Consider the following 26532-nt stretch of genomic DNA (forward strand, 5'->3'; position numbering starts at 1 on the left):
GACGTCACCGCCCTATCTCTGCGTAGGCCGCCGCCAGGAGCGACGGGTCGGGCCCTTCCAGGCGCCCGGGCTTGCCCAGACCGTCGAGCACGACGAACCGCAGCACACCGGCGCGGGTCTTCTTGTCACCGGCCATGTTTTCCAACAGTTCGCCGAACGCGTCGGGGTCATAGCTGACGGGGAGTCCCAGCGAGGTGAGCACGGAGCGGTGTCGCTCGGCGGTTTCGTCGTCCAGTCTGCCTGCGAGCCGGCCGAGTTCGGCGGCGAACACCAGCCCCACCGAGACGGCAGCGCCGTGCCGCCACTGGTAGCGCTCGCGGCGTTCGATCGCGTGGGCCAGGGTGTGGCCGTAGTTCAGGATCTCGCGCAGTTGCGACTCCTTCTCGTCGGCGGCCACCACCTCGGCCTTGACCGCGATCGCGCGGCGGATCAGTTCGGGCAGCACGGTGCCCGTCGGGTCGAGCGCCGCGTCGGGATCGGCCTCGATCAGGTCGAGGATCGTCGGATCGGCGATGAAACCGGCCTTGACGATCTCGGCCATACCCGCCACGAGTTCGTTGCGCGGCAACGTCTCCAACGTCGCGAGGTCGACGAGCACCGCCGCGGGCTGGTGAAACGCGCCGACCAGGTTCTTGCCCGCGTCGGTGTTGATGCCGGTCTTTCCTCCGACCGCGGCGTCGACCATGCCGAGCAGCGTGGTGGGCACGTGCACGATGTCGATTCCGCGCAGCCAGGTCGCCGCGGCGAACCCGGCGACATCGGTGGCCGCTCCCCCGCCCAGGCTGACGATCGCGTCCTTGCGGCCGACCCCGATGCGCCCCAACACTTCCCAGATGAACCCGACGACGGGCAGGTCCTTGCCCTTCTCGGCGTCCGGGATCTCGATGCGGTGTGCGTCGATCCCCTTGTCCGCCAGGGTGCTTCGAATGACCTCGGCGGTCTGCGCGAGCGTCGGCTGGTGCAGGATCGCCACCTTGTGCCTGCCCTCGAGCACGCGTTCGAGATCGCCGAGCAGTCCGGTGCCGACGATCACCGGGTAGGCAGGGTCGACGAGGACGTCTATGGTCACGGGCTCAGTCACGGTTGGCCTTCGGATTGCGGGCGGCGACCGCCGCCGGGGACGGCGGGGCCTCGGTACTGGGTTCGGCGGTCAGCTGCGACGGCCCCCTGCGCCACGGCGAGCGGCGCTTGCGTCGCGGAGGGTGGGAGGTTTCGGGGTTCTCGAGGCGGGCCACGATGTAGCGCACCACCGCGCCCGGGTTGCGCCGGTTGGTGTTGACCCGCAGCGTCGCCACTTGGCGGTACAGCGGAACCCGTTCGGACATCAGCGCTTTGAACTTCTCGCTGCGGTCACCGCCTTCGAGCAGTGGACGCACGGTGCTTCCGCCGGTTCGGCGTACCCCCTCGGCGGCGCTGATCTCCAGATAGATCACGGTGTGACCGGCCAGCGCCTCGCGCACACCGGGTGTGGTCACCGCGCCGCCGCCCAGCGACAGCACGCCGTCGTGGGTCTGCAGCGCCGAGCGGATCACCTCTTCCTCGATCCGGCGAAACTCCTGCTCGCCGTCGGTGGCGAAGATGTCGGCGATTGTGCGGCCCGTGGTCTCCTCGATCGCGGCATCGGTGTCGAGCAGCGAGAGGTCGAGCGCCTTGGCCAGCCGCCGCCCGATGGTGGATTTACCCGAGCCGGGCAACCCCACCAGCACTGCTCGGGGCGCCATCAGCCCGAAGCCTGGACCCGTTGCGGCGAGGGCTCGCGTTCGGCGACCGCCCGCAGGTAGTTGTCGATGTTGGCGCGCGTCTCGGTCAACGAGTCGCCGCCGAACTTCTGCAACACCGCGCGCGCCAGTACCAGCGCCACCATGGTCTCGACGACCACGCCCGCGGCGGGCACCGCGCACACGTCGGAGCGTTGGTGGATCGCGACGGCCTCCTCACCGGTGGACATGTCGACGGTGGCCAGGGCGCGCGGCACCGTGGAGATCGGCTTCATCGCCGCCCGGACGCGCAGCGGTTGGCCGTTGGTCATCCCGCCTTCCAGTCCGCCCGCGCGGTTCGTCGAGCGCATGATGCCGTCCGGTCCCGGATACATCTCGTCGTGGGCGACGCTGCCGCGACGGCGCGCGGTCGCAAAGCCGTCGCCGATCTCGACGCCCTTGATCGCCTGGATGCCCATCACCGCGGCCGCGAGTTGGCTGTCCAGCCGGTTGTCACCGCTGGTGAAGGAACCCAGTCCGACCGGAAGGCCGTTCGCGACGACCTCGACGACGCCGCCCAGCGTGTCGCCGTCCTTCTTGGCCGCCTCGATCTCATCGATCATCGACTTCTCGGCGTCCTTGTCGTAGGCGCGCACGGGGCTGGCGTCGATCGCCGCGAGGTCGCCGGCCTGCGGCGGCGGGCCGTCGTAGGGGTCGGAGCCGCCGATCGAGATGACATGGGACAGCACCTCCACGCCGAGGGCCTCGGAGAGGAACGCCCGGGCGATGGTGCCGGCGGCGACGCGCGCCGCGGTCTCGCGCGCGCTGGCGCGCTCCAGCACCGGGCGGGCGTCGTCGAAACCGTATTTGAGCATGCCCGCGTAGTCGGCGTGCCCGGGCCGGGGCCGGGTCAGCGGCGCGTTGCGCGCGCTTTCGGCCAGCTCCGCAGGGTCGACCGGATCCGGCGCCATCACCGTCTCCCACTTCGGCCACTCGGTGTTGCCGATCTCGATCGCGATCGGGCCGCCGAGCGTGACGCCGTGCCGGACCCCCGCAAGCATCGTGACCTGGTCCTGCTCGAACTTCATCCGGGCGCCGCGGCCGTACCCGAGACGTCGGCGCGCCAGCTGACCGGCGATGTCGTCCGAGGTGACGTGCACGCCCGCGACCATGCCTTCGACCACGGCCACCAGGGCGCGGCCGTGTGATTCACCAGCAGTGGTCCATCGCAACACGCGTCCCATCTTCCCACGTCGGCCGTCTCACCCCGAATCAGCCGATGACCAGGCCGCCGAGAACGTGACCGAGCTCGGTGACGGCCTGGCGGTGCGCGGAGCGCTGATCGGTTGCCCGCGCGACGATCATGGCCGTCTCGCACAGGGCCCCGAACAGGAAGTGGGCCAGTGGTCCGGGTGCACGGTTGGCGATCACGCCCGCGTCGACCGCGCGGGCGATCGCGGCCTCCATCATGTCGAGCAGCGGGGTCTCCAGCCGGCGCATCTCCTCCCAGCCCAGCGCGGTGAACGCGTCGCGCAGCACGATCCGCTGCACCCCGGGGTCGAGGCACTCGTCGAGGAACACCCGGCAGGCCGCCCCGAACGCGTCCCACGGATCCTTCTTGCGCGCGTAGGCACGCTGATAGGCCTCGGCCAGCGGTACGGCCATCCGCTCGACCTCGCGGGTGAACACCGCCTCGAACAGGCTGCGCTTGCCCTCGAAGTGGTGGTAGACGGCGCCCTTGGTCACCCGCGCCCGGGCCGCGACCGCGTCCAGCGAGGTCGCCTCGTATCCGTTCTCGGCGAACAACGCGCGCGCCGCGTCGACGAGCGCAGAGACGGTCGCCTCGGTGCGTTCCGCCTGGGTGCGCCTGGCGCTCTTCGTCGTCACGGCCGAACGATAACCGCTACGACCCGGCCGGTTCGAGCGCGATCAGCGGCAGTCGCCGCTCGGTGAAGCGGGCGTAGTACTCGGCTTGCGGATACATGCCGACAAACGCCTGCCACGCGCGCTCGCGCTCGGCGCCGGTCAACTCCCGGGGCCGCACCGACGTGCGAACCCGGCCGATCTGGACGACGCCGGTCCCGGCGTGACGCAGGTTCAGCCACCATGCGGGAGTGTGGGACGCCCCGGCGTTGGCGGCCAGCACGACCACGGCGTGACCGTGGCGCAGATAGAGCACGGGCGTGCGGCGCCGCGCACCGGTGCGACGGCCCGTGGTCTCGAGCACCATCACCGGAGCACCCGCGAACCAGCGGCGTCCGAGGCGCCCGCCGCTGGCCCGGTAGATCCGGGCATGCACGCGGCCCATCGCCCGCTGCGCACGCGGCCAGCGGTTGACCACCCGGTTCGACTGCCGGGCAAGCCGTTCGTCGTTCACAGCACTCGGTAGACGCGGTAGTCGACGTGACCGGGCGACAGGATGTTGTAGCCCACCGCGACCACCTCGCTGAGCCACGCGTATCGCTCGTCGGAGGTGGCGAACCTCGGTGTCGTGCGGACGTAGGTCTCGTCGAAGCCGAGCACCTCGCCGTGGGCCAACCGGTCGAGTCCGTCGGCCGGCACCTTGATGATCCCGGCGCTCTCGAAGTGGATCAGCACACCGTCGTGGGTGCGCAGCGTCGCGCGGACATCGACCCGGCCGCAGCCGTCGTCGCCGACGAGCAGCCAGTCCCCGCCGCCGGCAAGCACCTCACCGCGCAGCCGCGGTCCGTCGATGTGCCCGCCGGTCGTGATGAACGTCATGCGGGTTCCGAGGGGGGTCGGGATCGGTTGTGCCGGTTGCAGGTTGACGTGCATGTCGAACAGGTGCTCCACCGGCAGGGACTCGACGAGGGGCAGCTGGGCGGCCGCTGCCGTGGTCACGCTCGATCCCCCGCCATGGTCGCCGTCAGCTGGGCGGAGTCGATGAACGAATCCTTGCGCGAAACCAGCCCGTCGGGCGAGACGGTGACCAGGTCCAGGCAGTCGAACCGCACACCACCGGAGACCAGCGTCCAGTCCAGCACCCAGTGCGCCTCGCCGTAGAGGACCCGTTTGGTTTCGAACGCGAAGTCGGGGAACTGCGCGAAGACGGCGGCGAACGCCTCGCGCGCGGCGGCGCGGCCGACGACGGGCTCGGCGCCCAGATGTGTCCAGAAGCAGGTGTTCTCGGTGTGCAGAGCGGCGATCGCGTCGGGGTCGCGGTCGGCCCAGGCGGCGAAATAACGCTCGGATAGAGCCATCAGATCATTTTGCATACTCGCAGTATGTACTAACATACCCTGAGTATGCAATAGCTGTTCGCCGAGCCCGCGTTGTCACGAATCCAACACGGCCGTCACACCGCGGAAACACATTGGCTGCACAGTTCATCCATGGATTCAAGATCGGCATTGACGGTGAGCATCGGTGTGCTCGGCGGACTCGCGGTGGCCCTGACCGCGGAAGTGATCACGGTCCCGATCTGGGTGGTCTTCCTGACATGGGCCTCGTTCTTCTTCGTCGGCGGCGGAATCGGCGGATGGGTGCGGTCGCTGACGAGCAATCTGGCCGGCGTCCTGATCGCCTCGGCGAGCCTGTATGCGGGTCATCTGTTGGGCGGCAGCCTGGTGGCGGTCGCGGTCGCCGTCGGAATCGGCAGCGCGGTGATGGTGCAGGCGTCCTGGGTGCCGCTGCTGTCGACGACGCCGGCGGTGGTCGTCGGTTTCGCGAGCACGGTGTCCACGGTGGCCGGGACCGGCAACGCGATCACCGTGACGTCGATATCGCATCCGGGCCTCGTCGCCGCGACGGCGTGTGCGCTCGGCGCCTCGTTCGGGCTGCTCTCGGAGTACGTCGCGAAGGTGTTGACCCGCGAGACCGAACCCGACCACGCAAGCCCGGAAATTGCACCGACGACGGAAGGCAGCCCCGCGTAATGAAACTGCAGCACTACCTCGGCGGCCTCGAGGGGCTGCCCGAACCGCTCACCTTCGAGAAGCGGGTCTTCGTCGAAGAGTGGGAGAAGCGGATCTTCGGTATCCACGTCGCGATGATGGGGCTGTCGAACCACCTCGGATCCGCGCTTCCGCAGTACCCGATCGACACGGTGCCGACCGCGTTCAAGGACGAGTGGACGTGGGCCGATCTGCGCACCGGCGCCGAGGCGATGAACCCGTTCGACTACTTCAAGTTCCGCTACTACGAAAAGTGGCTGGGCGGCATCACACAGTTCTTCATCGACAAGGGCTACGTGACCGAGGACGAATTGTCCGCGCGCAAAGAGGAATTGGCCGTGGATGCCGCCCCTGCCCTCACCGATCCGGCGCCGGCGATCGACGAGCAGGTCGTCGACTATCTGCGCCGCGGCGACAGCCCACGCCGCGACGTCGCGCATCCGAAGTTCGCCGTCGGTGACAGCGTGCGCATCACCAACGTGCCCGCCGCCGCCCACACCCGCCTACCCGGCTATCTGCGTGGCCGCATCGGCACCGTCGAGCGGATCTTCGAGGGCGACTACGCGTACTTCACCCACACCGGCGACGGCATCGGTGACCCGATGCCGATCTACATCGTCGCGTTCGATCCGCTGGACTTGTTCGGTGAGCGCGCCGAGGACGGTCCGCTGACCATCTACGCCGAGTTGTTCGAGGCCTACCTGGAAGGAGCGCGATGAGCGACCAGTTCCACTACCCCGAGGACCGCGAGCTGTCCAGCGCTGCCAAAGTCGCGGCACTGGAATCGCTTCTGATCGAGAAGGGTGTGATCACCAACCAGACCGTGGACAAGGTGTTGTCGTACTTCGAATCGGAGATGACACCGCTCAACGGCCGCAAGATCGTGGTGAAGGCATGGACCGACCCGGAGTTCGCGGCTCGCATCGTGGTCGACACACCTGCGGCCATCGCCGAACTCGAGCTGCCCGAGGGCATGGCCGGCGCCGAGGGTGAGCATCTGCAGGCCGTGGCCAACTCGCCCGGTGTGCACAACCTCGTCATCTGCACGCTGTGTTCGTGCTTCCCGTGGCCGGTGCTCGGTCTGCCGCCGTACTGGTACAAGGACCCCGTGTTCCGTTCGCGGGCGGCACGCGAACCGCGCAAGGTGCTCGCCGAGATCGGCGTCGACCTACCCGAGGACACCGAGATCAAGGTGTGGGACAGCAGCGGTCACTCACGGTGGTTCGTCATCCCCGAACGTCCCTCCGGCACAGAAGAATTCACCGACGAAGAATTGATGGAGCTGGTCACGACCGAATCGATGATGGGTGTGGCGCTGGCGGGACCGGTCTCATGAGCCTGCACGAAACCTGCACCACCGACCAGGCCGCGCCGCAGTTCGATCACGACTGGCAGCGCCGGGCGTTCGGCCTGGCACTGGCCCTGTCGGAATTCCGCCACTTCGATTGGGTCGACTTCCAGCAGAGCCTGATCGAGACGATCGGGCGGTGGGAGGACATGCCCGAAACCGAGCGCGGCGACTGGCAGTACTACGACCACTGGGTCAGCGCGCTGGAGAAGGTGATTCACGATCACCATCTGCTGACCGCGCCGGCCCGCATGACAGGAGACAGCCATGACTGAGGCGACCGCCACCCGCATCGAGGTCAGCGCGCTGACCGCCACCGCGTGGTTGACCGGCACGGCGTTCCTGGCGTTGATGGTGCTGTACCTCGTCGGCCTCGACCAGGGTGCGACCTCGATCTTCGGCTCGGACACCCACATCCACGAGTTCGTGCACGACGCGCGCCATCTTCTCGGGTTCCCCTGCCACTAGGTCACCACGAGAGCGGTGGCGGTCGCAGCGGCCAGACACATCGACAGGCCGTGTGGGACGGTGCTTTTCGAACGGCACATCACGGCGACGACGGCCCATGTGGCCGTCACCAGCGGTGCTGTGAGCGCGGCGAGGGTCCACACGTCGACACCGAATGAACCGGTCAGCGCTCCGAGACCAATGGCGAGTTTGACGTCCCCCGCGCCCATCGCCGTCGGCGCGAGCAGGTGCACGATCAGGTAGACGAGGAACAGTGCCAGGGCGCCGATCGAGGCGGCAACACCGCGTTCCGCCACGAACGCGACCGCCACGATCACCAGGGCGCCCGGCAGCGTCAGCCAGTTGGGCAGCCGACGCTGCGTGACGTCGAACACGCTCAGCGTCACCAGCCACACCAGCGCGACGACACCGCAGACCCCCGCCCCCACGACTGAAGGCTAACGGCGTTCCGGCGCCGCGCTCATCACTTCTTTGAGCGCGGGTGTTGCGGTGAACCGCTCGACCTGGGTGTCGTGGCCTGGTGCGCCTCAACACGTCTCGACGGCAGTGATGGCCAGCAGCCGTCGCAACGGGATCACGAACCGCTCGCCTTCGGCGTCGAGATGAACCGCTCCGGTGCGGCCGGGCACCGGAACTCCACACACCGAGCCCTGCGAGGTCGTCACCTCTATCTTGGGCGCGGTCGGCGCCTCGCTGCGCGACTGCGGCCACCACCAGGTCAACGCCGCCACCGCGGTCAGCGCGGCCGCGGCGAACGTGAATGTGATCCCCACGCGCAGTCGCGAAATGGTGGCCGGACCGAGACGGGGCTGCCCGATGACAGGGTGTGCGATCGTGGCGACGAGAAAGATCCCCGCGACAGCCAGCACGAAACCGGCGAACGCGCTCACAGCGCCGATCTCCTGCAGCCAGTGCGGGCGGCGCCGACCCGAATCATCGCCGGTGAGAACGCCGCACAGGCCGACGAAGCCCAACACGGCAAGCTGAAGTGTCTGCCACTGGCGCGCCGACTCTTGAACGCGGTTGTCGTACTGATACGGCATGCCCACGGTGTTGCTCCCGGTCGCCGTTACAGCGCGAACGCCAGGAACTGGGTCACTTCGAACGGCTGGAAATTGTCGTCGCTGACCAGGACGACGGATCGGCGGCCGTCGGGCAGCACAGGACCCTGAGTGATTCCTTCGACGTTGTCGAGCGGCTCGAGTTCGTCGAGGGCATTGAGGTCAACGGCCAGCGACTTGGCCATCGGTGTGACCGACGCTTCGTTCAACGAGGGCATCCCCAGCACGTCGGTGGCGTTGCCGACATCAGCGCGGTAGAGCGCGACCCCGACGGCATGGGGAAGATTGGCTGCGCGTTCGATGACCAGCAGTGAGCTCTCCGAGAAGGCCAGGATGTCGGGCACACCGTTCTTGCCGGTTCGCGGCGCCGCGCGTTCCACCCGATAGACATACTGCGCGACGGCCGTCCTCGACTCGACGTCGAACTTGGTGATGCGGATCTGCCCGGCTGTCTGCTCGTCTGCGGTGGGGCCGTCCTGGTACAGCGAGTGCTCCATGGCCGCGAACAGGTAGCGGCCGTCGGGCGTGAGCGACAGCCCCTCGAGCACCCCGTTGGGACGAGGGCCGCTGGTCTCGTCGGCCGACAGGGAGATCCCTGGCGGCATGACGAATTCCCCGCGGTACGTACCGTCGAGGCCGGCGATCCTGATCCAGGGCTGCAACAGTCCTGCCGGGCCGGTGTCGTCACCGTCGGCGACGAATCCTTCGGAGGTCCAATACAACTGCTCGCGCGCACCGTCGAAGGCGATCGCCTCGGCGTCGGGCGCCAGCACCGGCGGCTCGACGGACATGTCGTTGGGGCCGAAGGGTTGTCCCGATTCGTCGAGCAGGTCGTGCTTGCTGACGAAGTGACCGCCGTCGACACCACCGTCGGAGACATTCAGTCGAACGCTGTAGAACCGAACCGTGCCATGGTCGGACTTGTCGTCACTGATCGTGTAGTACAGGTCGCGCTGCGGGTCGTAACTGATCCCGGAGAGACCTCCGATCACGGTGCTGTCGAAGACCGCGCCGCGGGGCGCCTGCCACTGACCCAGGTATTGCGGCGCCGAGGCATGGGCAACGGGCGGCGTCGCGGACAGGATCGCTGCCGTGGTCACCGAGAGAGCGGCCTTGCCGGCTGAGTTCATACCCTTACCAACGCCAGACCGGGCGAGCACGTTCACCACTGCCGGCAGACCGGTGATCATCGATCACGCAGCGCGGCCCGCATCGCCTCTTTCGGCGCCGGCATCCCGGTGAAGAGTTCGACCTGTGCGAACGCCTGGTGCAGCAGCATCTGCAGGCCGCTGATCACCTGTCCACCGGTGTCCTGCACCGCGGTGGCCAGCGGGGTCGGCCAGGGATCGTAGATCGCGTCGAGCAGCAGCGGGACGACGGCGAGCGCGGGGGCATAGGCCGCGGCGACGTCGGCCGGAATCGTGTTGATCATCAGGTCTGCGTCGGCCGCGGCCGCGGCCAGGCCGGTTCCGTTGATGTCGACCCATCGGGCGTCGGCGCCGACCCGCGTCGCCAGGTCCACCAGCGGAGCGGCCTTGTTCGGATCACGCGCGATCACGGTGATCCTGGCGACGCCGCGTTCGGCCAGCGCGACGATGGCCGCCGGCGCCGTGCCGCCCGACCCGATGACCACACCGTGTTGGGCAGGCGCCTCGCCCAGGGCGCCGCTCACCCCGTCGATGTCGGTGTTGTCGGCCCGCCAGCCGGTATCGGTGCGCACCAGCGTGTTCGCCGAGCCGACCAGTTCCGCGCGCGCCGTGCGCTCGTCGGCGACCTGGAGCGCGGCGAACTTACCGGGCATGGTGACCGACAAGCCGACCCACTCCGGTCCGAGCCCACCGACCAGGCCCGGCAGCTGTTGCGCCGTGCATTCGATGCGCTCGTAGGTCCAGTCGGACAGGCCCAGCGCCCGGTACGCCGCGAGATGCAACTGCGGAGAACGCGAATGCGCGATCGGCGAGCCGAGCACCGCCGCCTTTCGGCCCGGACTCACCGCGCTACTGCGCTCACCGCGCCGAATCGAGCACACCGTTGCGCCGGGCGAGCTCGATGTTCGCGAGGTGCTGCGGGTAGTCGCGGGTGAACAACGTCGTGCCCTGCATGTCGATGGTGACGAAGTACAGCCAGTCCCCCGGCGCCGGGTTCTCCGCAGCGGTCAACGCCGCGGTGCTCGGCGAACAGATCGGGGTCGCCGGAAGGCCGGGCCGCACATAGGTGTTCCAGTCGTTGTGCTGCGCGCGGTCGGCGTCGGTGGTGGCCACCTCGATGCGGTCGAGCGGATAGTTCACCGTCGAGTCGAACTCGAGCGTGCGGTTCTCGGCCAGCCGGTTGTAGATGACGCGCGCCACCTTCGAGAAGTCCTCCGGTGTCGACTCCCGCTGCACCAGTGAGCCGACGATCAGGATCTCGTAGGGCGACATGTCCATGGCCGCGGCCGTCTCGAGCAGTCCACCGTTGGCGTATTGCGTTGCGCTGGTGGAGATCAGATTCGTCAGGATCTCCTGTGGCTGGGCCGACGGGTCGATGTTCCACGTGCCCGCGGCGATCAACCCCTCGAGGCGGCGATGGTCGTCACCCATCGCCTGGACGGGGCCGAGGGCCCAGTCGGCCACACCGAGCGATGCCGGCGCCGCCGTCGCAGCCACGTTCTTCAACGCGTCCGCGGACACGCAGTGCCGCTCACCGTCGAGGTCGACACACGTCGCTCGGGAGATCAGCGTGAGGATGCCCTCGGTGACCGCGTTGGTCTTGACATCACGCACATCGTCGAGCTGGCGCCCTTCGGGGATGGTCAGCTTGCCGACCCGGTTCTTCGGATCCGAAAGCCGCGCAACGGCATTGGCCGCCGGAATCTCGGTCCGCATCTTGTAGAAGCCCGGCTGGATCGCCGATATCGCGTCGTTGCCCTCGGCGGCGTCGACGAACACGCTGGCGGTCGCGACGATGTTGTGCTCCTGCAACGTCTTGCCGATGGCGGTCGTCGAGTCGCCGTCATGCACCTGGATCACGACATCCGCGACGCCCTCACCGGTGAAGTCGTTGCCGCCGAACAGTGAGTGCCACAGCTTGGAACCCAGGAACACCGCGCCGATGACGACCACGATCAGCAGGCCGACGGCCAAACCACCCGCCACGCGGCGCTTGCGCCGGTTGCGAGCGGCCCGGATCCGCTCCGCGCGGGTCATCCGGCGCCGCGGCGGGCCCACCGCAACCGGTTCGGCCCGCTCGCCGCCCCAATGGTTAGTCATCCCCGACCTCTCCATGCGCGGCAACGTGCTGACCCGCTCCTCGCGTGCGCGCCGCTTCACGCCGCTGGTCCAACCAGTTCTGCAGAATGCCCACCGCCGCCGCCTGGTCGATCACCGAGCGCTGGCCTCTGGCGCGCACACCGGCATCCCGCAGCGAGCGTTGAGCCACCACCGTAGTGAGTCGTTCGTCGGCGAGTCGCACCGGTGTCGGCGCGATCCGTTCGGCCAACGCGTCGGCCAGCGCGACGGCGTCCTGAGCCGAGGACCCCGATCGATCGGCGAGCGTGCGCGGCAACCCCACCACGACCTCCACGGCATCCAGGTCCTTGACCAACCCGGTGAGCCGCCGGATGTGCCGGTTGGTGCGGTCGCGACGGACGGTCTCGACGGGGGTGGCCAGGATGCCGTCCGGATCGCTGGCGGCCACGCCGATCCGCACGCTGCCGACGTCGATGCCGATCCGGCGTCCGCGACCCGGATCCGGCGGGTTCAGTGACTCCCCGGGCCGATCCGGCCGACGGTCGCCTGATGCCCCCCGCGCGTGCGGATCGTCTCCCGCCGGTGTGGAATCCACGCCGCTAGCCTCGGTCGATCTCTGCGCGGAGCGCGGCCAGCGCCGCGTCGATGCCTGCCGCCCCCTTGCCGGAACCCTGTGCCAGATCGGCCTTTCCGCCGCCGCGGCCGTCGACCGCCGCACCCAACGTCTTCACCAGATCGTTGGCCCGGAATCCGAGGTCTTGGGCGGCCGGATTGACCGCGACCACGAACGGGACGCTGTCGTTCTCGCCCTCGGCGATCAACGCGACAACGGCGGGATCGCTGCCCAGCTTGCCGCGCACATCGCCGACCAGCGTGCGCAGATCACCGGCCGACATCCCACTGGCCATGCGCTGCGCCACGAGACGGACCTTACCGACAAGTTCTGCGCCGGCGGCGGCATTGGCTGCCGCGGCACGCGCATTGGCCAGGCGCAACCGGTCCAGCTCTTTCTCGGCCGCCCGCAGCCGCTCGACCAGGTTCGCCACTCGCGCAGGCACCTCGTCGGAGGGCACCTTCAGCGTCGAGGCCAGTCCCGCCATCAACGCCCGTTCCTTGGCCAGGTGGCGGAACGACTCGAGGCCGACGTATGCCTCCACCCGGCGCACGCCGGAGCCGACCGACGACTCACCGAGGATGGTGACCGGACCGATCTGCGCGGAGTTGTGCACGTGGGTGCCGCCGCACAGCTCCAGCGAGAACGGTCCCCCGATCTCGACCACGCGGACCTGTTCGGGGTACTGCTCGCCGAACAGCGCTATGGCGCCCATCGCCTTGGCCTTGTCCAACTCGGTGGTGAACGTGTGCACCTCGTGGTCGGCTTCGACCGCCTCGTTGGTCACCTCTTCAATCTGGCTGCGCTGGTCCTCCGAGAGCGGGCCCTGCCAGTTGAAGTCGAAGCGCAGATACCCGGGCCTGTTCAACGAGCCGGCCTGAACAGCGTTGGGCCCCAGCACCTGCCGCAGCGCGGCGTGCACCATGTGGGTCCCGGAGTGTCCCTGCGTGGCACCGTGGCGCCACTTCGGGTCGACCGCGGCGACGACCGTGTCGCCCTCGACGAACTCGCCGGACTCCACGTGGACGCGATGCGACCACAATGTCTTCGCGATCTTCTGCACGTCGGTGACCGCCGCCTTGGCCGCGGTGGAGGCGCCCGATCCGCTGATCGTGCCCTCATCGGCGATCTGGCCGCCGGACTCGGCGTAGAAGGGTGTGCGGTCGAGGATCAACTCGACGCGGTCCGGTGGCGGGCCGCCCCCGTCGTGGCTCACGACGGGTACGCGCTCACCATCGACGAAGATACCGAGAATCCTTGCCTCGGAGGATAATTCGTCGAATCCGGTGAACTCGGTAGGACCCGCGTCGACCAGGTCACGGTACGCCGACAGGTCCGAGTGCGCCTGCTTGCGCGCCGCGGCGTCGGCCTTCGCGCGTTGGCGCTGCTCGGCCATCAGGCCGCGGAAGCCTTCCTCGTCGACGGACAGACCGTGTTCGGCCGCCATCTCCAAGGTGAGCTCGATCGGGAATCCGTAGGTGTCGTGCAGCGTGAAGGCATCCGAGCCGGACAGCACCGTGGCTCCCTTGGCCTTCGTCGCGCCGGCCGCCTCGTCGAACAACCGCGAGCCGGAGGCCAGCGTCCGGTTGAACGCGGTCTCCTCGGCCACGGCGATGCGTTGGATGCGGTCGAAGTCTTCGGCCAGTTCCGGGTACGACGGGCCCATCGCGTCGCGCACGGTGGTCATCAGGTCGGCCATGATCGGCTGTTCGACGCCGAGAAGTTTCGCGGCGCGGATGATCCGGCGCAGCAGGCGACGCAACACGTAACCGCGGCCCTCGTTACCCGGGCTCACACCGTCGCCGATGATGATCGCCGCCGTGCGGCTGTGGTCGGCGATGATGCGGTACCGCACATCGTCGGTGTGGATGCCCTGCCCGTAGCCGCGCGGGGCGTGCGCGGCCATCAGGTCGATGGCCGGACGCAGCAGGTCGGTCTCGTAGACGTTGTCCACACCCTGCAGCAGGCACGCCACCCGCTCGACGCCCATCCCGGTGTCGATGTTCTTGCGCGGCAGCGGCCCGAGGATCTCGAAGTCCTCCTTGGAGGTGCCCTCGCCGCGCTCGTTCTGCATGAACACGAGATTCCAGATCTCGATGTAGCGGTCCTCGTTGGCGATCGGACCGCCCTCGACGCCGTACTCGGGTCCCCTGTCGTAATAGATCTCTGATGACGGACCGCACGGCCCGGGAATACCCATCGACCAGTAGTTGTCGGCCATCCCGCGGCGCTGGATGCGCTCGGCCGGGAGCCCGGCGACCTCCTGCCACAGATCCATCGCCTCGTCGTCGTCGAGGTAGACGGTGGCCCACAGCCGCTCGGGGTCCAGCCCGTATCCGCCTTGTTCAACCGGGTTGGTCAGCAGCGTCCACGCGAACTCGATGGCGCCCTTCTTGAAGTAGTCGCCGAACGAGAAGTTGCCCGCCATCTGGAAGAAGGTGTTGTGGCGGGTGGTGACGCCGACCTCGTCGATATCGGGCGTGCGGATGCACTTCTGGATGCTGGTGGCCCGCTTCCACGGCGGAGCCTGCTGCCCCAGGAAGTACGGCACGAACTGGACCATGCCGGCGTTGACGAACAGCAGATTCGGGTCGTCCAGGATCACCGAGGCGCTCGGCACCTCGGTGTGGCCCGCCTTCACGAAGTGATCGAGGAAACGCTTCCTGATCTCGTGTGTCTGCACGTCTGATACATCCTTGAAGTTTCGCTGATACCTGCGACTATTCGACCGCACTACAGTACCGGTCGCCGTTGTCACGCTGAAAAGACAACGAACGGGCAGCGTCGGCGGTGCCCAGGTCAGACTCGGTCGGGTGTCACCGACGTCACGTCACCCGTCGATGAAGCTCAGTCGGACCTTGCGTTGCGGATTGTCGCGGTTGAGGTCGACGAGCACGATGCTCTGCCAGGTGCCGAGCAACGGCTCGCCGTCCTGCACGGGGATGGTCACCGACGGCGACACCAGGGCGGGCAGCACATGATCGGCACCATGTCCCGGCGAGCCGTGCGAGTGCCGGTAGCGGTCGTCGCGCGGGAGCAGGTTCTCGAGGGTGTCGACGAGATCGTCGTCGGAACCCGCACCCGTCTCGATGATCGCCACACCCGCCGTCGCGTGCGGCACGAAGACGCTGCACAAGCCGTCGCCGCGGCGACCGCAGAACGAGCGCACCTCGTCGGTCAGGTCGATGATGCGGCGCTGGCCGGTCTCGATGTCGATCACGTCGGTATCCACGTCACCGAGGGTACGAGGCTTCTCGGCCGAATCGTCCATTGAATCGACCACCCCCCAGGAGGAAGCTGGGAGGTGGTCCGGCGGCGCCGCTGGGGCGCTGCCCCGAGCAAAGGGGGTCGGCCGTGTACGCACGTTCCACCACCGTCCACGCACGACCTTCGTTGATCGACGACGGCGTCGCGTTCATCCGGTCCGAGGTCCTGCCCGCACTCGAAGCGATCGACGGGTTCGTCGGCTTGTCGCTGTTGGCGGATCGAGAATCCGGCCACTGCATCGCGACCAGCGCCTGGGACTCCGAGGACGCGTTGCGGACCAGCGCCGAGCGGGCGGCACCGCTGCGCGATCGCGCCGCCGAGGTCCTCGGCGGTGAGGCGACCGTCGATCAGTGGCAGCTCGGCGTCATGCACCGCGATCACCGCTCGGCAGAGGGCGCCTGCGTCCGGGCCACCTGGCTGAGGGTGCCGCGCGAGCACATCGCACGCTCGATCGAGTTCTACAAGACCGATGTGCTGCCGGCCCTGGAGGCACTGGACGGCTTCTGCAGCGCCAGCTATCTGATCAACCCCGAATCGGGGCGCGCCGTGTCGTCGGCGACGTTCGACAGTCGTGAAGCCATGGCGGAAAACCGCGAGCAGGCCAGGGAACTGCGCAACGCCCGCACCCGCGAACTGGGCGCCGACATCGTCGATGTGGGCGAGTTCGATCTGGTACTCGCCCACCTGCGCATCCCGGAAATGGTCTGATCCAGTCGTCGATCCGTTTATTGACGTCGGTGTCGGGGTATGTCAGCTGCACCCCGAGACCCTGGAGGAACCATGACCGTCACCGGCGTTATCACCGCGATTCTCATCGGCGCAGTGGTCGGCGTGCTCGCCCGCCTGATCCTGCCCGGCAGGCAGCCCATCGGCATCATCGTCACCGTTCTGGTGGGTATCGTCTCGGCTCTGATCGGCACCGCGATCGCGCGGGCGCTGGGTCTTCCGACCGCCACAAGTGGCGTCGACTGGATCGAGTTGCTCTGCCAGGTCGTCGTCGCCGTGATCGGCGTGGCGCTGGTGTCCGCGCTCATGGGCCGCAGGCGCACCGGCGTGACGGGTGGCCGCCGCGGCGGCGTGCTGCGCTAGCGAAACCACCCAGGCGATCCCGGCTGCACCCCCCGGCAGCCGGGATCGCTTCTGTCGCAGCGCCTGTCATAGGGCGGCCAGCAGTTCGTCGAGCTTCTCATAGCCCTCTGTCATCCCGCCCTCCATTCCGGAGGACAGCAGCGCGTCGCGGGCCTCGACGGTCGGGCAGATCGACCGGCCACGCAACCGGCTGCGGCCGCCGCCGAGATCCTCGAACCACAGGTATTCGATGTTGACCTGATCGGGCGCCCCGTCGAACTCGAACGTCTGCAGGATGAACTCGTTTTCCCGGACGGTGTGGAATGTGCCGTTGAAGCCGTATGCGCCGCTCTGGTCCTTGTGCACGTATCGATATCCGCCGTGGCTCTTGAACTGCCATTCCTCGATCGTCATCTCCAGTCCGCGCGGGCCGAGCCATCGCTTGAGCAGGTCGGGCTCGGCGTGTGCGCGGAACAGAGCGTCGACGGGTGCGTCGAACTCCCGGGTGAACTCCATGGCCAGGGTGTCCACGGGGGCGGTGAGATCCAATGCGTTGCTCATGTGTCGGTTCCTTCCTCTGGTGTGTGGGTTGGTGTGTCGGTCATCTCAGCCAGCAAGGCATCCAGCCGGCGGTAGCTGCGTTCGGCGTCGAGCCGGTACCGGTCGATCCATGCGGTGAGCCGCTCCAGCGCGGCGGCGTCCAGGTGCACGGGCCTGCGCTGAGCCTCGCGGGTTCTGGTGACCAGGCCGGCGTGCTCGAGCACCTGAATGTGTTTGGACACCGCCTGTTTGGTGATCTCGAAGGGCTCCGCGAGCTCGTTGACCGTGGCGGGTCCCCGCGAGAGCCGCGCCACGATGGCTCGCCGGACGGGGTCGGCCAGCGCCAGGAAGGCGCGGTCGAGCGCAGAGTCTGCATCGTCATCACGCTCCAATTATCAATCCTTTGATTGATCAACTCGATGGTTGAATACCAAGGTAGAGCGACGCTCAAGGTATGTCAATGGCCGAGGTCAGCGCTTGCGACGGATGATCGCGCGCAGCTTGTCGAGCCGGGCGGCGATCTCCCGCTCGACGCCGTGCGACGTCGGCTTGTAGTAGTCGACGCCGACCAGTTCATCGGGCGGATACTGTTGCGGCACAACGCCGTCCGGATCGTCGTGGCTGTATTTGTAGCCGACCGCGTTGCCCAGCTTCTCCGCGCCCGAGTAGTGGCCGTCGCGCAGATGCGGCGGCACCAAACCGGCCTTACCCGCCCGGATGTCGGCCATCGCCGCCCCCAGCGCGGTGGTCACGGCGTTGGACTTCGGGGCTGTCGCGAGATGAACCGTGGCGTGCGCGAGCGTGAGTTGGGCTTCGGGCATGCCGATCAACTGCACGGTCTGCGCTGCGGCCACGGCGGTCTGCAAGGCGGTCGGATCGGCCATCCCGATGTCCTCGCTGGCCAAGATCATCAGCCGGCGCGCCACAAAGCGCGGGTCCTCCCCCGCGACCAGCATCCGGGACAGATAGTGCAGCGCGGCGTCGACATCGGATCCGCGGACGGACTTGATGAACGCGCTGATCACGTCGTAGTGCTGATCCCCGTCGCGGTCGTAGCGAACGGCGGCCTTGTCCAGGGATTGCTCGATGGTCTCGACCGTCACGGCCTCCCCCGCTTCGGCCGCGACCTCGAGCGCGGTCAGCGCCCGGCGGGCGTCGCCGGCCGACAGCGCGACCAGAAGGTCGACAGCCTCGTCGGTGACGCTGACCTTGCCGGCTAGTCCGCGAGGGTCGTCGATGGCGCGGCGGACCAGCGTGCGCACCGCATCGGCGTCGAGGGGTTGCAGCTGCAGGATCAGCGACCGCGAGAGCAGCGGAGCCACCACCGAGAACGAGGGGTTCTCGGTGGTGGCGGCGACCAGAGCGACGACACGGTTCTCGACCGCGGACAGCAGGGCGTCCTGCTGCGTCTTGGAGAAGCGGTGCACCTCGTCGATGAACAGCACGGTCTGCTCGCCGTATGCGGCCGCGCGCCTGGCGACGTCGATCACGGCGCGCACCTCTTTGACGCCCGCCGACAGCGCCGACAGGGCCTCGAACCGGCGCCCGGTGGCTTGTGAGATCAGCGACGCCAGCGTGGTCTTACCGGTACCGGGCGGGCCGTAGAGGATGACCGAGGCGGCACCCGAGCCCTCGACCATCCGGCGCAGCGGAGAGCCGGCCTGCAGCAGGTGGTCCTGGCCGACCACCTCGTCGAGCGTGGCCGGGCGCATCCGCACCGCCAAAGGCGACGACGCGCCGACGGGCCCGGCCGCGGGCGTGGGAGCCTCGCCGGGGACGTCGAACAGACCGTCGGACACGCCTTCTGCTTACCACGCCGTCACGACGCGGGTTGCGTCACGAAGTCGATCAGCTCCTCGACCCGCCCGATCAGCGCGGGCTCGAGGTCGTTCCAGTCCCGCACCCGCCCGCGGATGCGCTGCCACGCCCGTGCGATGTCGGCCTGACCGGCGGCGGGCCACCCGAGCGCGCGGCACACGCCCGTCTTCCAATCGATGCCCTTCGGAATGACGGGCCACGTCTCGACGCCGAGCCGCTCGGGCTTGACGGCCTGCCAGATGTCGATGAACGGGTGCCCGACGACCAGGGTGTGGGCGCCGCCGGGGCCGCGCCGGACCGCGTCCGCGATGCGTGCCTCCTTCGACCCCGAGACCAGGTGGTCGACGAGCACGCCGAGGCGGCGGCCGGGCCCGGGCCGGAAGTCCTCGACGATGGTCACGAGATCGTCGATGCCGCCGAGATGTTCGACGACGACGCCCTCGATCCGCAGATCGTCACCCCAGACCTGTTCGACGAGTTCGGCGTCGTGCCGGCCCTCGACATAGATGCGGCTGGCCAGCGCGACCTTGGCCCGCGCACCGTGCACTGCGACGGATCCCGACGCGGTGCGGATGGTCGTGGGTGCGGCCCGGCGGGGCGCGGTCAGGATCACCGGCTTGCCGTCGATCAGGTAGCCCGGCCCGACGGGGAACGGCTTACGTCGTCCGTTGCGGTCTTCCAGTTCCATGCGGCCGTACTCAACACGGACGATGGCGCCGACGTATCCGGTCTGCGCGTCCTCGACGACCAGCCCGATCTCGGCCGGTTGTTCGGTGGAGCGAACCTTACGCGGGTGCGGATTGTTGGCCAGGATGTCGGAGCCATATCGATCAGCCACCGGGCGATCGTAGGGCCGCCTCTCGCCGTCGACGGACCCAAGGTGTTTCCGACACGCCGAGATGTCGGGTGGCCCACGTCCGCCCGCGGAAGCCGACAGCGCGTCGGCGACAATGCGGGCGTGACGGATCTTGCTCGATACGGACCTTGGGCGGTGATCGCCGGCGGCTCGGAAGGTGTCGGCGCCGAATTCGCCCACCAGCTCGCCCGCGCGGGCTTCAACCTCGTGCTGATCGCACGCAAGCCCGATCCGCTCGAGCAGACGGCGGAGGCTTGTCGCCGCAGCGGCGTGGAGGTGCGCACCCTAGCCGTCGACCTGACCTCACCCGACGCGATGGAGCGCACCGTGGCGGTCACCGGTGACGTCGAGGTCGGCCTGCTGATCTACAACGCGGGGGCCAACACCTGCAGCGAGCAGTTCCTCGACGCCGGCCTCGCTGACTTTCAGAAGGTGATCGACCTGAATATCGGCACGATGCTCGCGCTGGTGCAGCACTTCGGCCGTCCGATGCGTGAGCGCCGCCGCGGAGGCATCTTGATGGTGGGGTCGATGGCCGGTTACCTCGGCTCCGAGCGCCATACGGTCTATGGCGGGGTGAAGGCGTTCGGCCGGATCTTTGCCGAGAGCCTGTGGCTCGAATTGCGTGACTACGACGTGCACGTGCTCGAACTCGTCCTGGGTGTGACCCGCACACCGGCGATGGAGCGGGTGGGCTTGAACTTCGACGTGCCCGGTATGCGGGTGGCCGATCCCGCCGATGTGGCGCGCGAAGGTCTGGAGCAGTTGGCCAATGGGCCGGTACATATCGCGGGCGGTAACGCCGACGACGTCGCACGCCGTAACGACCCGGACCGCGCGAAGGTAGTGCTGCGCACGCACGAGTTCATGCAGAAGCTGCTGGGCGAGAGGGGAACCCGATGACCGAGTTGGCGGACCTGGAGCGGCGGCTCGCCCGCATCGAGGACGAGCGCGCGATCGAACGGCTGATCGCGTCCTACGGTCCGCTGGTGGACGCCGGCGAAGCCGATGCGGCAGCAGACCTCTGGGCCGACGACGGCAGCTACGACGTCGAGGGTTGGCACATGGCGGGCCGTGAGGAGGTCGCGGCGATGGTGCGCTCCGGCGCCCACCAGGGTTTGATCCGTCGCGGTTGCTGCCACTTCCTTGGGCCCGCGGTGGTCACGGTGGACGGCGACGATGCGGTCGCGGTCTGCGAGTCGCTGTTGGTGACGCGCCACGACGACGGTTTCGCGGTATCCCGGGCAGGGGCCAACCACTTTCGGTTGCGCCGCAGCGACGGGCGGTGGGTCATCGTCGAACGGCGGACCCGTCAGCTCGACGGCGGCGCCGAGGCGCGCGAGCTGTTGGCCACGGGTGTGGCGGGGCGGTGACTCAACCGGCGCGAGCGACCGCGAAATGACGACGTTGCGCGGCGTGTTGCATGCAGACACGGCCGCTCGCGGAGGTGGTGTAGGTGCTCGCGGAGGTGGTGGGACTAGGTGTGGGTGATCTCGTCGACCACGGTGTGGACGAACCGCATCTTCTCGAGCACCGGGACGGGCAGCACAAAGGGATAGACATCGTCCTTGCCCATCGAGCGGTTGAGCATGTTCAGCGCCCACGACAGCGGCAGCCACATGTCGATGATCGCATCGAAGCTGCTCGGCCCCAGCACCTTTCGCTCGAACGTTGCCGCCGCGGGCGCCACCCCGAACGCGGCGGCGGTGTCGAGGGTGTCGCGGATGTGCAGATAATGCGCGAACGTCTCCGCCCAGTCCTCGGCCGGATGCATGGTGGCGTAGGAGGAGACGTAGCTCTCCCCCCAGTTGTCGGGCGGGCCCTCGTTGTAATGGCGGTCCAGCGCCGCCTGGTAATCGGCGTCGGGGTCGCCGAACAACTCGCGGAACCGGGCGTCGTAGTCGGGTGACACGCTGACCAGGCGGTAGTAGTAATAGTGCCCCACCTCGTGGCGGAAGTGGCCGAGCAGCGTGCGGTACGGCTCGTCCATCGCCTTGCGCAACTGCTCACGGTGCACATCGTCGCCCTCGGCGAGATCCAATGTGATGACACCGTTTTCGTGACCGGTGAATACTTTCTGATGCTCGCTGGAGAGCAGGTCGAAGGCCAGGCCGTAGTCGGGATCCTCGTCACGGCCGACGATCGGCAGCTTGAGCTCGTACAGTTCGACCAACAACCGCCGCTTGGCGCGCTCGGCGTCGGCGAACGCCGCGAGCGCCTTGGTGTCGGAGTCCTGGGGCCGGGTGCGGGTGAGGCTGCACGACTCACACAGCTTGTGGATCGGACCCTTCTCCACCAGCCAATTGCATTCCGCCAGATGCATGTTCGCGCACAGTTGATACTTCTCGCCGTCGACGAAGCCGGCGTGGTTCTGCTCGTCCCCGGTGGCGATGACCAACAACGCCATGTCGTCGAGGGAGAACCCGAGCGGTTTACCGCACGACAGGCACAACGAGTTCTCGAAAGCCAGGCGCTGTCCGCAATTGGGGCACAGGAAGTCACGCATGCAGCACTCCCCCCTCGAACGGTTCGACGTCGACGGAGACGTCGATCTCGCTGCTCTGCGAGTCGGTGTAGATGATGCCGCGCAACGGCGGGACGTCGGCGTAGTCGCGGCCGTACCCGACGGTGATGTAGCGCTCGTCGACCATCTGGTCGTTGGTGGGATCCAGGCCCAACCACTGATTCTGCGGTGTCCACACGGCGGCCCACGCGTGGGTCGCGTCGATACCGATCATCCGTTCCTTCCCGGGCGGTGGATCGGTCGCCAGATAACCGGACACATAACTGGCGGCCAACCCGTTGGCGCGCAGGCAGGCGATGGCCAGCCGTGCGAAGTCCTGACATACCCCTTCGCGTGCCGCCAAAACCTGGCTGACCTGAGTGGACACCGTCGTCGATCCCGATCGGTAGGTGAAATCGGAGTAGATGCGGTGCGTCAGGTCCTCCAGCGCGTCGATCAGCGGCCGTTCCGGCTCGAAACTCGCTGCGGCGTAATCGCGTAGGGCCGGCGTGATCTCCGGCGGTTGCAGGTCGAGGGTGAACTCGGTCGCCAACGCCGCGTCGACGCCGACGGGGCGGGCGATCTCCCACGGCGCCAACGCCGAACCGGCCCCGTACAGCGTGGGCGGCGGTGGGTCGACTTCGACCACCGAGCGGCTGGTCACCGTCAGCTCCCGGTGACGTTCGGTGACGTGGAAGTACGAGCTGATGTTGCCGTAGACGTCGCGACTGGTGGAGCTGTCGGCGGCTGGCGGATCGATCTCGAGCTCGTGCGACAGGCAGCGCTGCCGCTCGGTGTCCCGTGGGGCCAGGAAGCCGCGGCCGTAGGAACTGGTGACATCGGCGGCGTAGCGGTACACGGTGCGGTGCATGATGCGGTAGATGCGGCTGGCGGCCGACGAGGTCGGGCCGTCCGGGAACGCGGTCATGGCATCAACCTTCGCTCGTCCTTGCCCCACAGGTGCTGCATCCCGCCGGGCAGCGACAGATGGGTCGCGGTGATGACGTTGGCCAACTCGCGGAGGTCGGCATGCATCCCGTCGAGCAGCTCGGCCAGCTCGGCTCGCCTGCCGTTCACGATCTCCTCCAGGTCATCGGGGTCGAGTCGCCGTAGCCGGGTACCGATCTCGTCGACCATCCGCTCGGCCCGAGACGATCCCGAGGAACCGGGCAGCGCCTTGAGATTCGTGCGTAGCCGCTCCAGCTGGTAGGCCAGCGAGCGCGGGTTGTCGGCGTCGAACAGCACGAGGTCGGCGACTGCGGACACGCTGACCTTGCCCAGCATGCGGCGCCGGTAGATGATCGCCGACTCGCACACCACCAGAGTCGATTCGGTGATGGCCTGTTCGGCGCCGGGGTTACGGGCGGTGGTCAGCGTCGCACTCAGCAACGCGGTGAGGTTCAGCCCGCGTTCGATGCGCTTGCCGATGTCCATCATCGTCCAGCTGACGTCACGGATCATCGACTCCGCCGCCACGCCCGACAGCGCCAGCATGCCCGCGAGGGTCAGGCTGGCCGTCGCGGTGAGGAACGCCTCGCCCTCGGCCTGGGAATCGGGCGGCTCGTCGGCGGAACGGCCGGACGATGACGCGGGTGGATGAAGCAGCGCCCGTTCGACAGCGGCCAGCACCATCCAGGTGTCGTTGGACATCTGGTCGCGCACCGAACGGGTGAGCAGGCCCAGACGTTCGACGGACTGCGCCAACGAGCCCGGGCGGTGCCGGTCTGCGGTCAACGACCACAGGGTCGACTGGGCGGTGGCGATCAGCTCCGCGTCGTCACCGTCGGCGCCGGTGTCGGTACCGGTTTGGTGGCCCAGCGCGGTCAGCAACACCGGCACGCATTCGCTGCCGTCCATGTCTCGGCGGTAATGGAATTCGTGGTAGCGCTCCCTGGTCACGGTGAGCAGCCTCGCCATGTGCTCGGCGCGTTCGGCGTAGCGTCCCACCCAGAACATGTCGGCCAGCACGCGCGGCGAGCTCACCGCCCGCGTCGGGCTCGGCGTGATCGCGGGCAGATCGACCGGCGGAACCCGCTCCACGGTGCCCCGCTCCGGTGCCCGAACCCAGACATCCTTGGCCGCAACGGTGTTCAGTGTGTACGCTGAGTCGCCCGGCGCCAGTACGTAGCCGAGGCCGCCGATCATCGGCGCATACCCGCCGCGCTGTGCGACGGTGAACAGGCGCATACCGACGTTCGCCGCCGACAGGGCACCCGAACTGACGATGCTTGGCGCAGAGGAGAACTCGGGTAGTTCCTGGCCGACCCACTGCCACGGCGTTGCTTCGATGCACGCGCTCAGCTGGCGGCGCTGCTCGGCGGACAGAGCCGGGCCGACGATCGGGCGGCCACCGGTCACCGGCTTGATCAACAGCGACGACAGGTGGGCGACCAGGTGCGAGCGCTCGGTGCCGTTGCCGCCCCAGTACATCGGCGTGGTGTCGAGCATCGGTGACTCGCCGAGCAACACCTCCGAGAGTTCAGGCAGAAACCGCTGCAGCCCGGGGCTTTCGAGGATGCCGCTGCCCAACGTGTTGACCACGGCAACCGTGCCACGGCGCAGCGCCTCGACCAGACCGGCGACTCCGATCCGTGAGTCCGAACGCAGATCCAGCGGATCGACGAAGTCCGCGTCCACCCGGCGCAGCACGACGTCGACGCGCTTGAGCGTTCCCATCGAGCGCATCCACAACTTGCCGTCACGCACGACGAGGTCGGCGCTCTCCACCAGCGGGAAGCCCAGCACGCCGGCCAGATACGCCTGGTCGAAGGCGGTCTCGGAGTGAATGCCGGGGCTGAGGACCACCACCGTGGGCTCCTCGGCAGACTCGGGGGCGGCGTCGATGAGCGCCAGTCGCAGCGCCTGCGCCCACGGAGACGCCGGCCGCGGGCCGATCCGTTCGTAGAGGTCGGGAACGGCGTGCGCCACCACGCGCCGGTCCGCCAGCGCGTAGCCCGCCCCCGAGGGTGCCTGCGTCCAGTCGGCGTTGACCCGGAAGCCGCCGTCGCCGACACGGCTGACGTCGCAGCCGTGCAAAAACAGCTGGTGGCGGCCGGGGATGTCGATGCCCCGCGCGGCCCGCACGTAGCCGGGATGGGCGAAGAGAAGCGCAGCGGGAAGCACGCCGCTGGCGATCGACAGCTGAGGCCCATACAGGTCGGTCAGGACCGCATCGAGCAGTCGGGAGCGCTGCAGCAGACCGGATTCCAGCGTGTTCCACTCGTCGGCCGAGACCACCAGGGGCAACGCGTCGAGATGCCAGGGTCCCGGTTCCGCGGGCTCATGGCCGTCGGGGCCGGCCTGGCCGACCACCGAACCGCGCCCGTCGACCGAGACGTAGGTGATGCCGTCGTTGTCGACCAGGCTGCGCACCACGTCACTCAGCTGCGCCAGGCCGGGGCGGCCACGCCCGGCGACGCATTCGGCCAACTCCTGCCACCCCGGGCGGATATCGCCTGCGGCGTCGACGAACTCGTCGTAGCCGCTGCCCGCGCCCGGTCGCACGTCGAACAGCGCCTGCTGAACGCGCGCGGTGCGGTACCTACCCAGCAGGTCGTCGGGCGGGTGGTGTAGCGGTAATGCCATCAATGCAGAACCGTAACCGGTGATCGCCGAATGTGGCGGGACGGCACTCTTGACGCGAGACCCCACCGCCGGGGCTCACCGCTTCAGCCGTACCGCGAGTTCCTCGGGCGGGACGCGGTGGCCGTCGGCGCAGCGGATCTCGACGGTGGCCTCCGCGCCACAGCCCCGGTGCGCGAGGCGCAACGGCGTGCGGTTGGGCAGATGGCGTCGTCCCCACTCGAACATCGCCCAGACCACCGGCATGAACTCCCGGCCCGCCTCGGTGAGCACGTACTCGTCGCGGCTGCGCTGACCCGGCTCCTGATAGGGCTGGCGCTCCAGCAGACCAGCCTCGACCAGGTCCGAAAGCCGGGCCGCCGCGGCGGCTTTGGTGATCCCGACCCGGCGCCAGAAGTCCTCGAAGCGGGTGGTGCCGTAGTAGGCCTCGCGCATGATGAGCATCGCCGACTTGGTGCCTGCCACCGCCATCGTCTTCTCGATGGGGCACTCCCCGACCGCCGACCAGGCGTCCCGGTCGGCCAGCCTCCCCTGCAGAACTGTCATGGAATTCACCGTACCCCTGAGTTG

32 protein-coding genes are annotated in these 26532 nt (G+C 68.4%); 9 read left to right on the forward strand and 23 right to left on the reverse strand.

Annotation, left to right across the window (positions count from 1 at the left end):
* Positions 1-4: 4 nt before the first annotated feature.
* The 7 genes from aroB to AU072_RS21995 are packed head-to-tail and all read right to left on the reverse strand — an operon-like array spanning position 5 to position 4918.
* Complete coding sequence (aroB, locus tag AU072_RS21965) at positions 5-1081, reverse strand: 3-dehydroquinate synthase (RefSeq protein ID WP_064350773.1); 1077 nt, start codon at positions 1079-1081, stop codon at positions 5-7.
* Positions 1074-1721 carry a shikimate kinase gene (locus tag AU072_RS21970; RefSeq protein ID WP_064350774.1) on the reverse strand — a complete coding sequence of 216 codons (648 nt, stop codon included), beginning with the start codon at positions 1719-1721 and terminating at the stop codon, positions 1074-1076. Before AU072_RS21970 ends, aroB begins: the two co-directional genes overlap by 8 nt.
* The gene (gene aroC / locus AU072_RS21975; RefSeq protein WP_064415909.1) at positions 1721-2932 is read right to left on the reverse strand and encodes a chorismate synthase; all 1212 of its coding nucleotides are present in this window, start codon (positions 2930-2932) and stop codon (positions 1721-1723) included. The genes AU072_RS21970 and aroC overlap by 1 nt, the downstream gene beginning before the upstream one ends.
* Positions 2933-2969: 37 nt before the next feature.
* Positions 2970-3584, reverse strand: coding sequence for a TetR/AcrR family transcriptional regulator (locus AU072_RS21980; protein ID WP_064415732.1), 615 nt, complete (start codon positions 3582-3584; stop codon positions 2970-2972).
* A gap of 16 nt (positions 3585-3600) precedes the next feature.
* Positions 3601-4074, reverse strand: a complete 474-nt coding sequence (locus tag AU072_RS21985; protein ID WP_064415733.1) for a nitroreductase/quinone reductase family protein — start codon at positions 4072-4074, stop codon at positions 3601-3603.
* Complete coding sequence (locus AU072_RS21990) at positions 4071-4559, reverse strand: DUF3237 domain-containing protein (protein WP_064415734.1); 489 nt, start codon at positions 4557-4559, stop codon at positions 4071-4073. The genes AU072_RS21985 and AU072_RS21990 overlap by 4 nt, the downstream gene beginning before the upstream one ends.
* The gene (locus tag AU072_RS21995) at positions 4556-4918 is read right to left on the reverse strand and encodes a nuclear transport factor 2 family protein (RefSeq protein ID WP_231744757.1); all 363 of its coding nucleotides are present in this window, start codon (positions 4916-4918) and stop codon (positions 4556-4558) included. The genes AU072_RS21990 and AU072_RS21995 overlap by 4 nt, the downstream gene beginning before the upstream one ends.
* Positions 4919-5050: 132 nt before the next feature.
* Here AU072_RS21995 and AU072_RS22000 point away from each other — a divergent pair, with 132 nt between their 5' ends.
* From AU072_RS22000 to AU072_RS22020, 5 genes are read left to right on the forward strand one after another with little or no spacing between them, the layout of a single operon-like run.
* Entirely contained in the window at positions 5051-5593 is a 543-nt protein-coding gene (locus AU072_RS22000; protein ID WP_064415735.1) for a DUF1097 domain-containing protein, read from the forward strand.
* A complete protein-coding gene (gene nthB / locus AU072_RS22005) occupies positions 5593-6330 on the forward strand; it encodes a nitrile hydratase subunit beta (protein ID WP_064415736.1) in 738 nt (245 codons plus the stop codon). Before AU072_RS22000 ends, nthB begins: the two co-directional genes overlap by 1 nt.
* Positions 6327-6947, forward strand: coding sequence for a nitrile hydratase subunit alpha (gene nthA, locus AU072_RS22010; protein ID WP_064350781.1), 621 nt, complete (start codon positions 6327-6329; stop codon positions 6945-6947). Before nthB ends, nthA begins: the two co-directional genes overlap by 4 nt.
* Positions 6944-7234: a nitrile hydratase accessory protein gene (locus AU072_RS22015; protein WP_064415737.1), complete on the forward strand. Its 291-nt coding sequence runs from the start codon at positions 6944-6946 to the stop codon at positions 7232-7234. The genes nthA and AU072_RS22015 overlap by 4 nt, the downstream gene beginning before the upstream one ends.
* Positions 7227-7427: a CbtB domain-containing protein gene (locus AU072_RS22020; RefSeq protein ID WP_064415738.1), complete on the forward strand. Its 201-nt coding sequence runs from the start codon at positions 7227-7229 to the stop codon at positions 7425-7427. The genes AU072_RS22015 and AU072_RS22020 overlap by 8 nt, the downstream gene beginning before the upstream one ends.
* Here the strand turns inward: AU072_RS22020 and AU072_RS22025 are convergent.
* The 8 genes from AU072_RS22025 to AU072_RS22060 all read right to left on the reverse strand — a co-directional run bounded on the left by AU072_RS22025 (position 7424) and on the right by AU072_RS22060 (position 15560).
* Positions 7424-7855 (reverse strand): A24 family peptidase, encoded by a 432-nt coding sequence (locus tag AU072_RS22025; RefSeq protein ID WP_064415739.1) that lies wholly within the window; start codon positions 7853-7855, stop codon positions 7424-7426. The genes AU072_RS22020 and AU072_RS22025 overlap by 4 nt on opposite strands.
* A 99-nt stretch (positions 7856-7954) precedes the next feature.
* A complete protein-coding gene (locus AU072_RS22030; protein ID WP_064415740.1) occupies positions 7955-8476 on the reverse strand; it encodes a hypothetical protein in 522 nt (173 codons plus the stop codon).
* A gap of 20 nt (positions 8477-8496) precedes the next feature.
* Positions 8497-9618, reverse strand: coding sequence for an esterase-like activity of phytase family protein (locus AU072_RS22035; RefSeq protein WP_120271055.1), 1122 nt, complete (start codon positions 9616-9618; stop codon positions 8497-8499).
* Positions 9619-9674: 56 nt separating this feature from the next.
* Positions 9675-10481, reverse strand: coding sequence for a shikimate dehydrogenase (locus AU072_RS22040; protein ID WP_064415742.1), 807 nt, complete (start codon positions 10479-10481; stop codon positions 9675-9677).
* Positions 10482-10494: 13 nt separating this feature from the next.
* On the reverse strand, positions 10495-11736 hold the full coding sequence (locus tag AU072_RS22045; RefSeq protein ID WP_064415743.1) for an endolytic transglycosylase MltG: 1242 nt from the start codon (positions 11734-11736) through the stop codon (positions 10495-10497).
* Positions 11729-12310: a Holliday junction resolvase RuvX gene (gene ruvX, locus AU072_RS22050; protein ID WP_064415744.1), complete on the reverse strand. Its 582-nt coding sequence runs from the start codon at positions 12308-12310 to the stop codon at positions 11729-11731. The genes AU072_RS22045 and ruvX overlap by 8 nt, the downstream gene beginning before the upstream one ends.
* A gap of 4 nt (positions 12311-12314) precedes the next feature.
* Positions 12315-15011 (reverse strand): alanine--tRNA ligase, encoded by a 2697-nt coding sequence (gene alaS, locus AU072_RS22055; RefSeq protein WP_064415745.1) that lies wholly within the window; start codon positions 15009-15011, stop codon positions 12315-12317.
* A 147-nt stretch (positions 15012-15158) separates the two neighbouring features.
* Positions 15159-15560: a secondary thiamine-phosphate synthase enzyme YjbQ gene (locus AU072_RS22060; protein WP_064415910.1), complete on the reverse strand. Its 402-nt coding sequence runs from the start codon at positions 15558-15560 to the stop codon at positions 15159-15161.
* A gap of 122 nt (positions 15561-15682) precedes the next feature.
* Here AU072_RS22060 and AU072_RS22065 point away from each other — a divergent pair, with 122 nt between their 5' ends.
* Positions 15683-16303 carry a hypothetical protein gene (locus tag AU072_RS22065; protein ID WP_064415746.1) on the forward strand — a complete coding sequence of 207 codons (621 nt, stop codon included), beginning with the start codon at positions 15683-15685 and terminating at the stop codon, positions 16301-16303.
* Positions 16304-16375: 72 nt separating this feature from the next.
* Positions 16376-16684 (forward strand): GlsB/YeaQ/YmgE family stress response membrane protein, encoded by a 309-nt coding sequence (locus tag AU072_RS22070; protein WP_064415747.1) that lies wholly within the window; start codon positions 16376-16378, stop codon positions 16682-16684.
* 66 nt (positions 16685-16750) lie between these two features.
* On the opposite strand, the gene AU072_RS22075 is transcribed toward AU072_RS22070, so the two are convergent.
* The 4 genes from AU072_RS22075 to AU072_RS22090 all read right to left on the reverse strand — a co-directional run bounded on the left by AU072_RS22075 (position 16751) and on the right by AU072_RS22090 (position 19859).
* On the reverse strand, positions 16751-17224 hold the full coding sequence (locus AU072_RS22075; RefSeq protein WP_064415748.1) for an SRPBCC family protein: 474 nt from the start codon (positions 17222-17224) through the stop codon (positions 16751-16753).
* Complete coding sequence (locus AU072_RS22080; protein ID WP_064415749.1) at positions 17221-17595, reverse strand: ArsR/SmtB family transcription factor; 375 nt, start codon at positions 17593-17595, stop codon at positions 17221-17223. Before AU072_RS22080 ends, AU072_RS22075 begins: the two co-directional genes overlap by 4 nt.
* A 78-nt stretch (positions 17596-17673) precedes the next feature.
* Complete coding sequence (locus AU072_RS22085) at positions 17674-19002, reverse strand: replication-associated recombination protein A (RefSeq protein ID WP_064350794.1); 1329 nt, start codon at positions 19000-19002, stop codon at positions 17674-17676.
* A gap of 20 nt (positions 19003-19022) precedes the next feature.
* Positions 19023-19859, reverse strand: a complete 837-nt coding sequence (locus tag AU072_RS22090; RefSeq protein WP_064415750.1) for a DUF3097 domain-containing protein — start codon at positions 19857-19859, stop codon at positions 19023-19025.
* A 120-nt stretch (positions 19860-19979) separates the two neighbouring features.
* Here AU072_RS22090 and AU072_RS22095 point away from each other — a divergent pair, with 120 nt between their 5' ends.
* The gene (locus AU072_RS22095; protein ID WP_064415751.1) at positions 19980-20780 is read left to right on the forward strand and encodes an SDR family NAD(P)-dependent oxidoreductase; all 801 of its coding nucleotides are present in this window, start codon (positions 19980-19982) and stop codon (positions 20778-20780) included.
* The gene (locus AU072_RS22100; protein WP_064415752.1) at positions 20777-21250 is read left to right on the forward strand and encodes a nuclear transport factor 2 family protein; all 474 of its coding nucleotides are present in this window, start codon (positions 20777-20779) and stop codon (positions 21248-21250) included. Before AU072_RS22095 ends, AU072_RS22100 begins: the two co-directional genes overlap by 4 nt.
* Positions 21251-21354: 104 nt before the next feature.
* On the opposite strand, the gene AU072_RS22105 is transcribed toward AU072_RS22100, so the two are convergent.
* The 4 genes from AU072_RS22105 to AU072_RS22120 form a co-directional block, all read right to left on the reverse strand.
* A complete protein-coding gene (locus tag AU072_RS22105) occupies positions 21355-22383 on the reverse strand; it encodes a zinc-binding metallopeptidase family protein (protein ID WP_064415753.1) in 1029 nt (342 codons plus the stop codon).
* Positions 22376-23308, reverse strand: a complete 933-nt coding sequence (locus AU072_RS22110) for a transglutaminase family protein (protein ID WP_064415754.1) — start codon at positions 23306-23308, stop codon at positions 22376-22378. The genes AU072_RS22105 and AU072_RS22110 overlap by 8 nt, the downstream gene beginning before the upstream one ends.
* Positions 23305-25965 carry a circularly permuted type 2 ATP-grasp protein gene (locus AU072_RS22115; RefSeq protein WP_064415755.1) on the reverse strand — a complete coding sequence of 887 codons (2661 nt, stop codon included), beginning with the start codon at positions 25963-25965 and terminating at the stop codon, positions 23305-23307. The genes AU072_RS22110 and AU072_RS22115 overlap by 4 nt, the downstream gene beginning before the upstream one ends.
* Positions 25966-26040: 75 nt before the next feature.
* Complete coding sequence (locus tag AU072_RS22120) at positions 26041-26508, reverse strand: winged helix-turn-helix transcriptional regulator (protein ID WP_064415756.1); 468 nt, start codon at positions 26506-26508, stop codon at positions 26041-26043.
* Positions 26509-26532: the final 24 nt, after the last annotated feature.

Source organism: Mycolicibacterium novocastrense (assembly GCF_001499835.1).
Taxonomy (GTDB): Bacteria; Actinomycetota; Actinomycetes; order Mycobacteriales; family Mycobacteriaceae; genus Mycobacterium; species Mycobacterium novocastrense.

Coding starts and splice junctions, on each gene's coding strand:
- AU072_RS21970 (WP_064350774.1), bottom strand. CDS start 1,721: ATGGCGCCCCGAGCAGTGCTGGTGGGGTTGCCCGGCTCGGGTAAATCC.
- AU072_RS22115 (WP_064415755.1), bottom strand. CDS start 25,965: ATGGCATTACCGCTACACCACCCGCCCGACGACCTGCTGGGTAGGTAC.
- AU072_RS22105 (WP_064415753.1), bottom strand. CDS start 22,383: ATGCGTGACTTCCTGTGCCCCAATTGCGGACAGCGCCTGGCTTTCGAG.
- AU072_RS22075 (WP_064415748.1), bottom strand. CDS start 17,224: ATGAGCAACGCATTGGATCTCACCGCCCCCGTGGACACCCTGGCCATG.
- nthB (WP_064415736.1), top strand. CDS start 5,593: ATGAAACTGCAGCACTACCTCGGCGGCCTCGAGGGGCTGCCCGAACCG.
- AU072_RS22070 (WP_064415747.1), top strand. CDS start 16,376: ATGACCGTCACCGGCGTTATCACCGCGATTCTCATCGGCGCAGTGGTC.
- AU072_RS22110 (WP_064415754.1), bottom strand. CDS start 23,308: ATGACCGCGTTCCCGGACGGCCCGACCTCGTCGGCCGCCAGCCGCATC.
- nthA (WP_064350781.1), top strand. CDS start 6,327: ATGAGCGACCAGTTCCACTACCCCGAGGACCGCGAGCTGTCCAGCGCT.
- AU072_RS22120 (WP_064415756.1), bottom strand. CDS start 26,508: ATGACAGTTCTGCAGGGGAGGCTGGCCGACCGGGACGCCTGGTCGGCG.
- AU072_RS22000 (WP_064415735.1), top strand. CDS start 5,051: ATGGATTCAAGATCGGCATTGACGGTGAGCATCGGTGTGCTCGGCGGA.
- AU072_RS22015 (WP_064415737.1), top strand. CDS start 6,944: ATGAGCCTGCACGAAACCTGCACCACCGACCAGGCCGCGCCGCAGTTC.
- AU072_RS22045 (WP_064415743.1), bottom strand. CDS start 11,736: ATGACTAACCATTGGGGCGGCGAGCGGGCCGAACCGGTTGCGGTGGGC.
- AU072_RS22100 (WP_064415752.1), top strand. CDS start 20,777: ATGACCGAGTTGGCGGACCTGGAGCGGCGGCTCGCCCGCATCGAGGAC.
- AU072_RS22020 (WP_064415738.1), top strand. CDS start 7,227: ATGACTGAGGCGACCGCCACCCGCATCGAGGTCAGCGCGCTGACCGCC.
- AU072_RS21995 (WP_231744757.1), bottom strand. CDS start 4,918: ATGGCTCTATCCGAGCGTTATTTCGCCGCCTGGGCCGACCGCGACCCC.
- AU072_RS22035 (WP_120271055.1), bottom strand. CDS start 9,618: ATGAACTCAGCCGGCAAGGCCGCTCTCTCGGTGACCACGGCAGCGATC.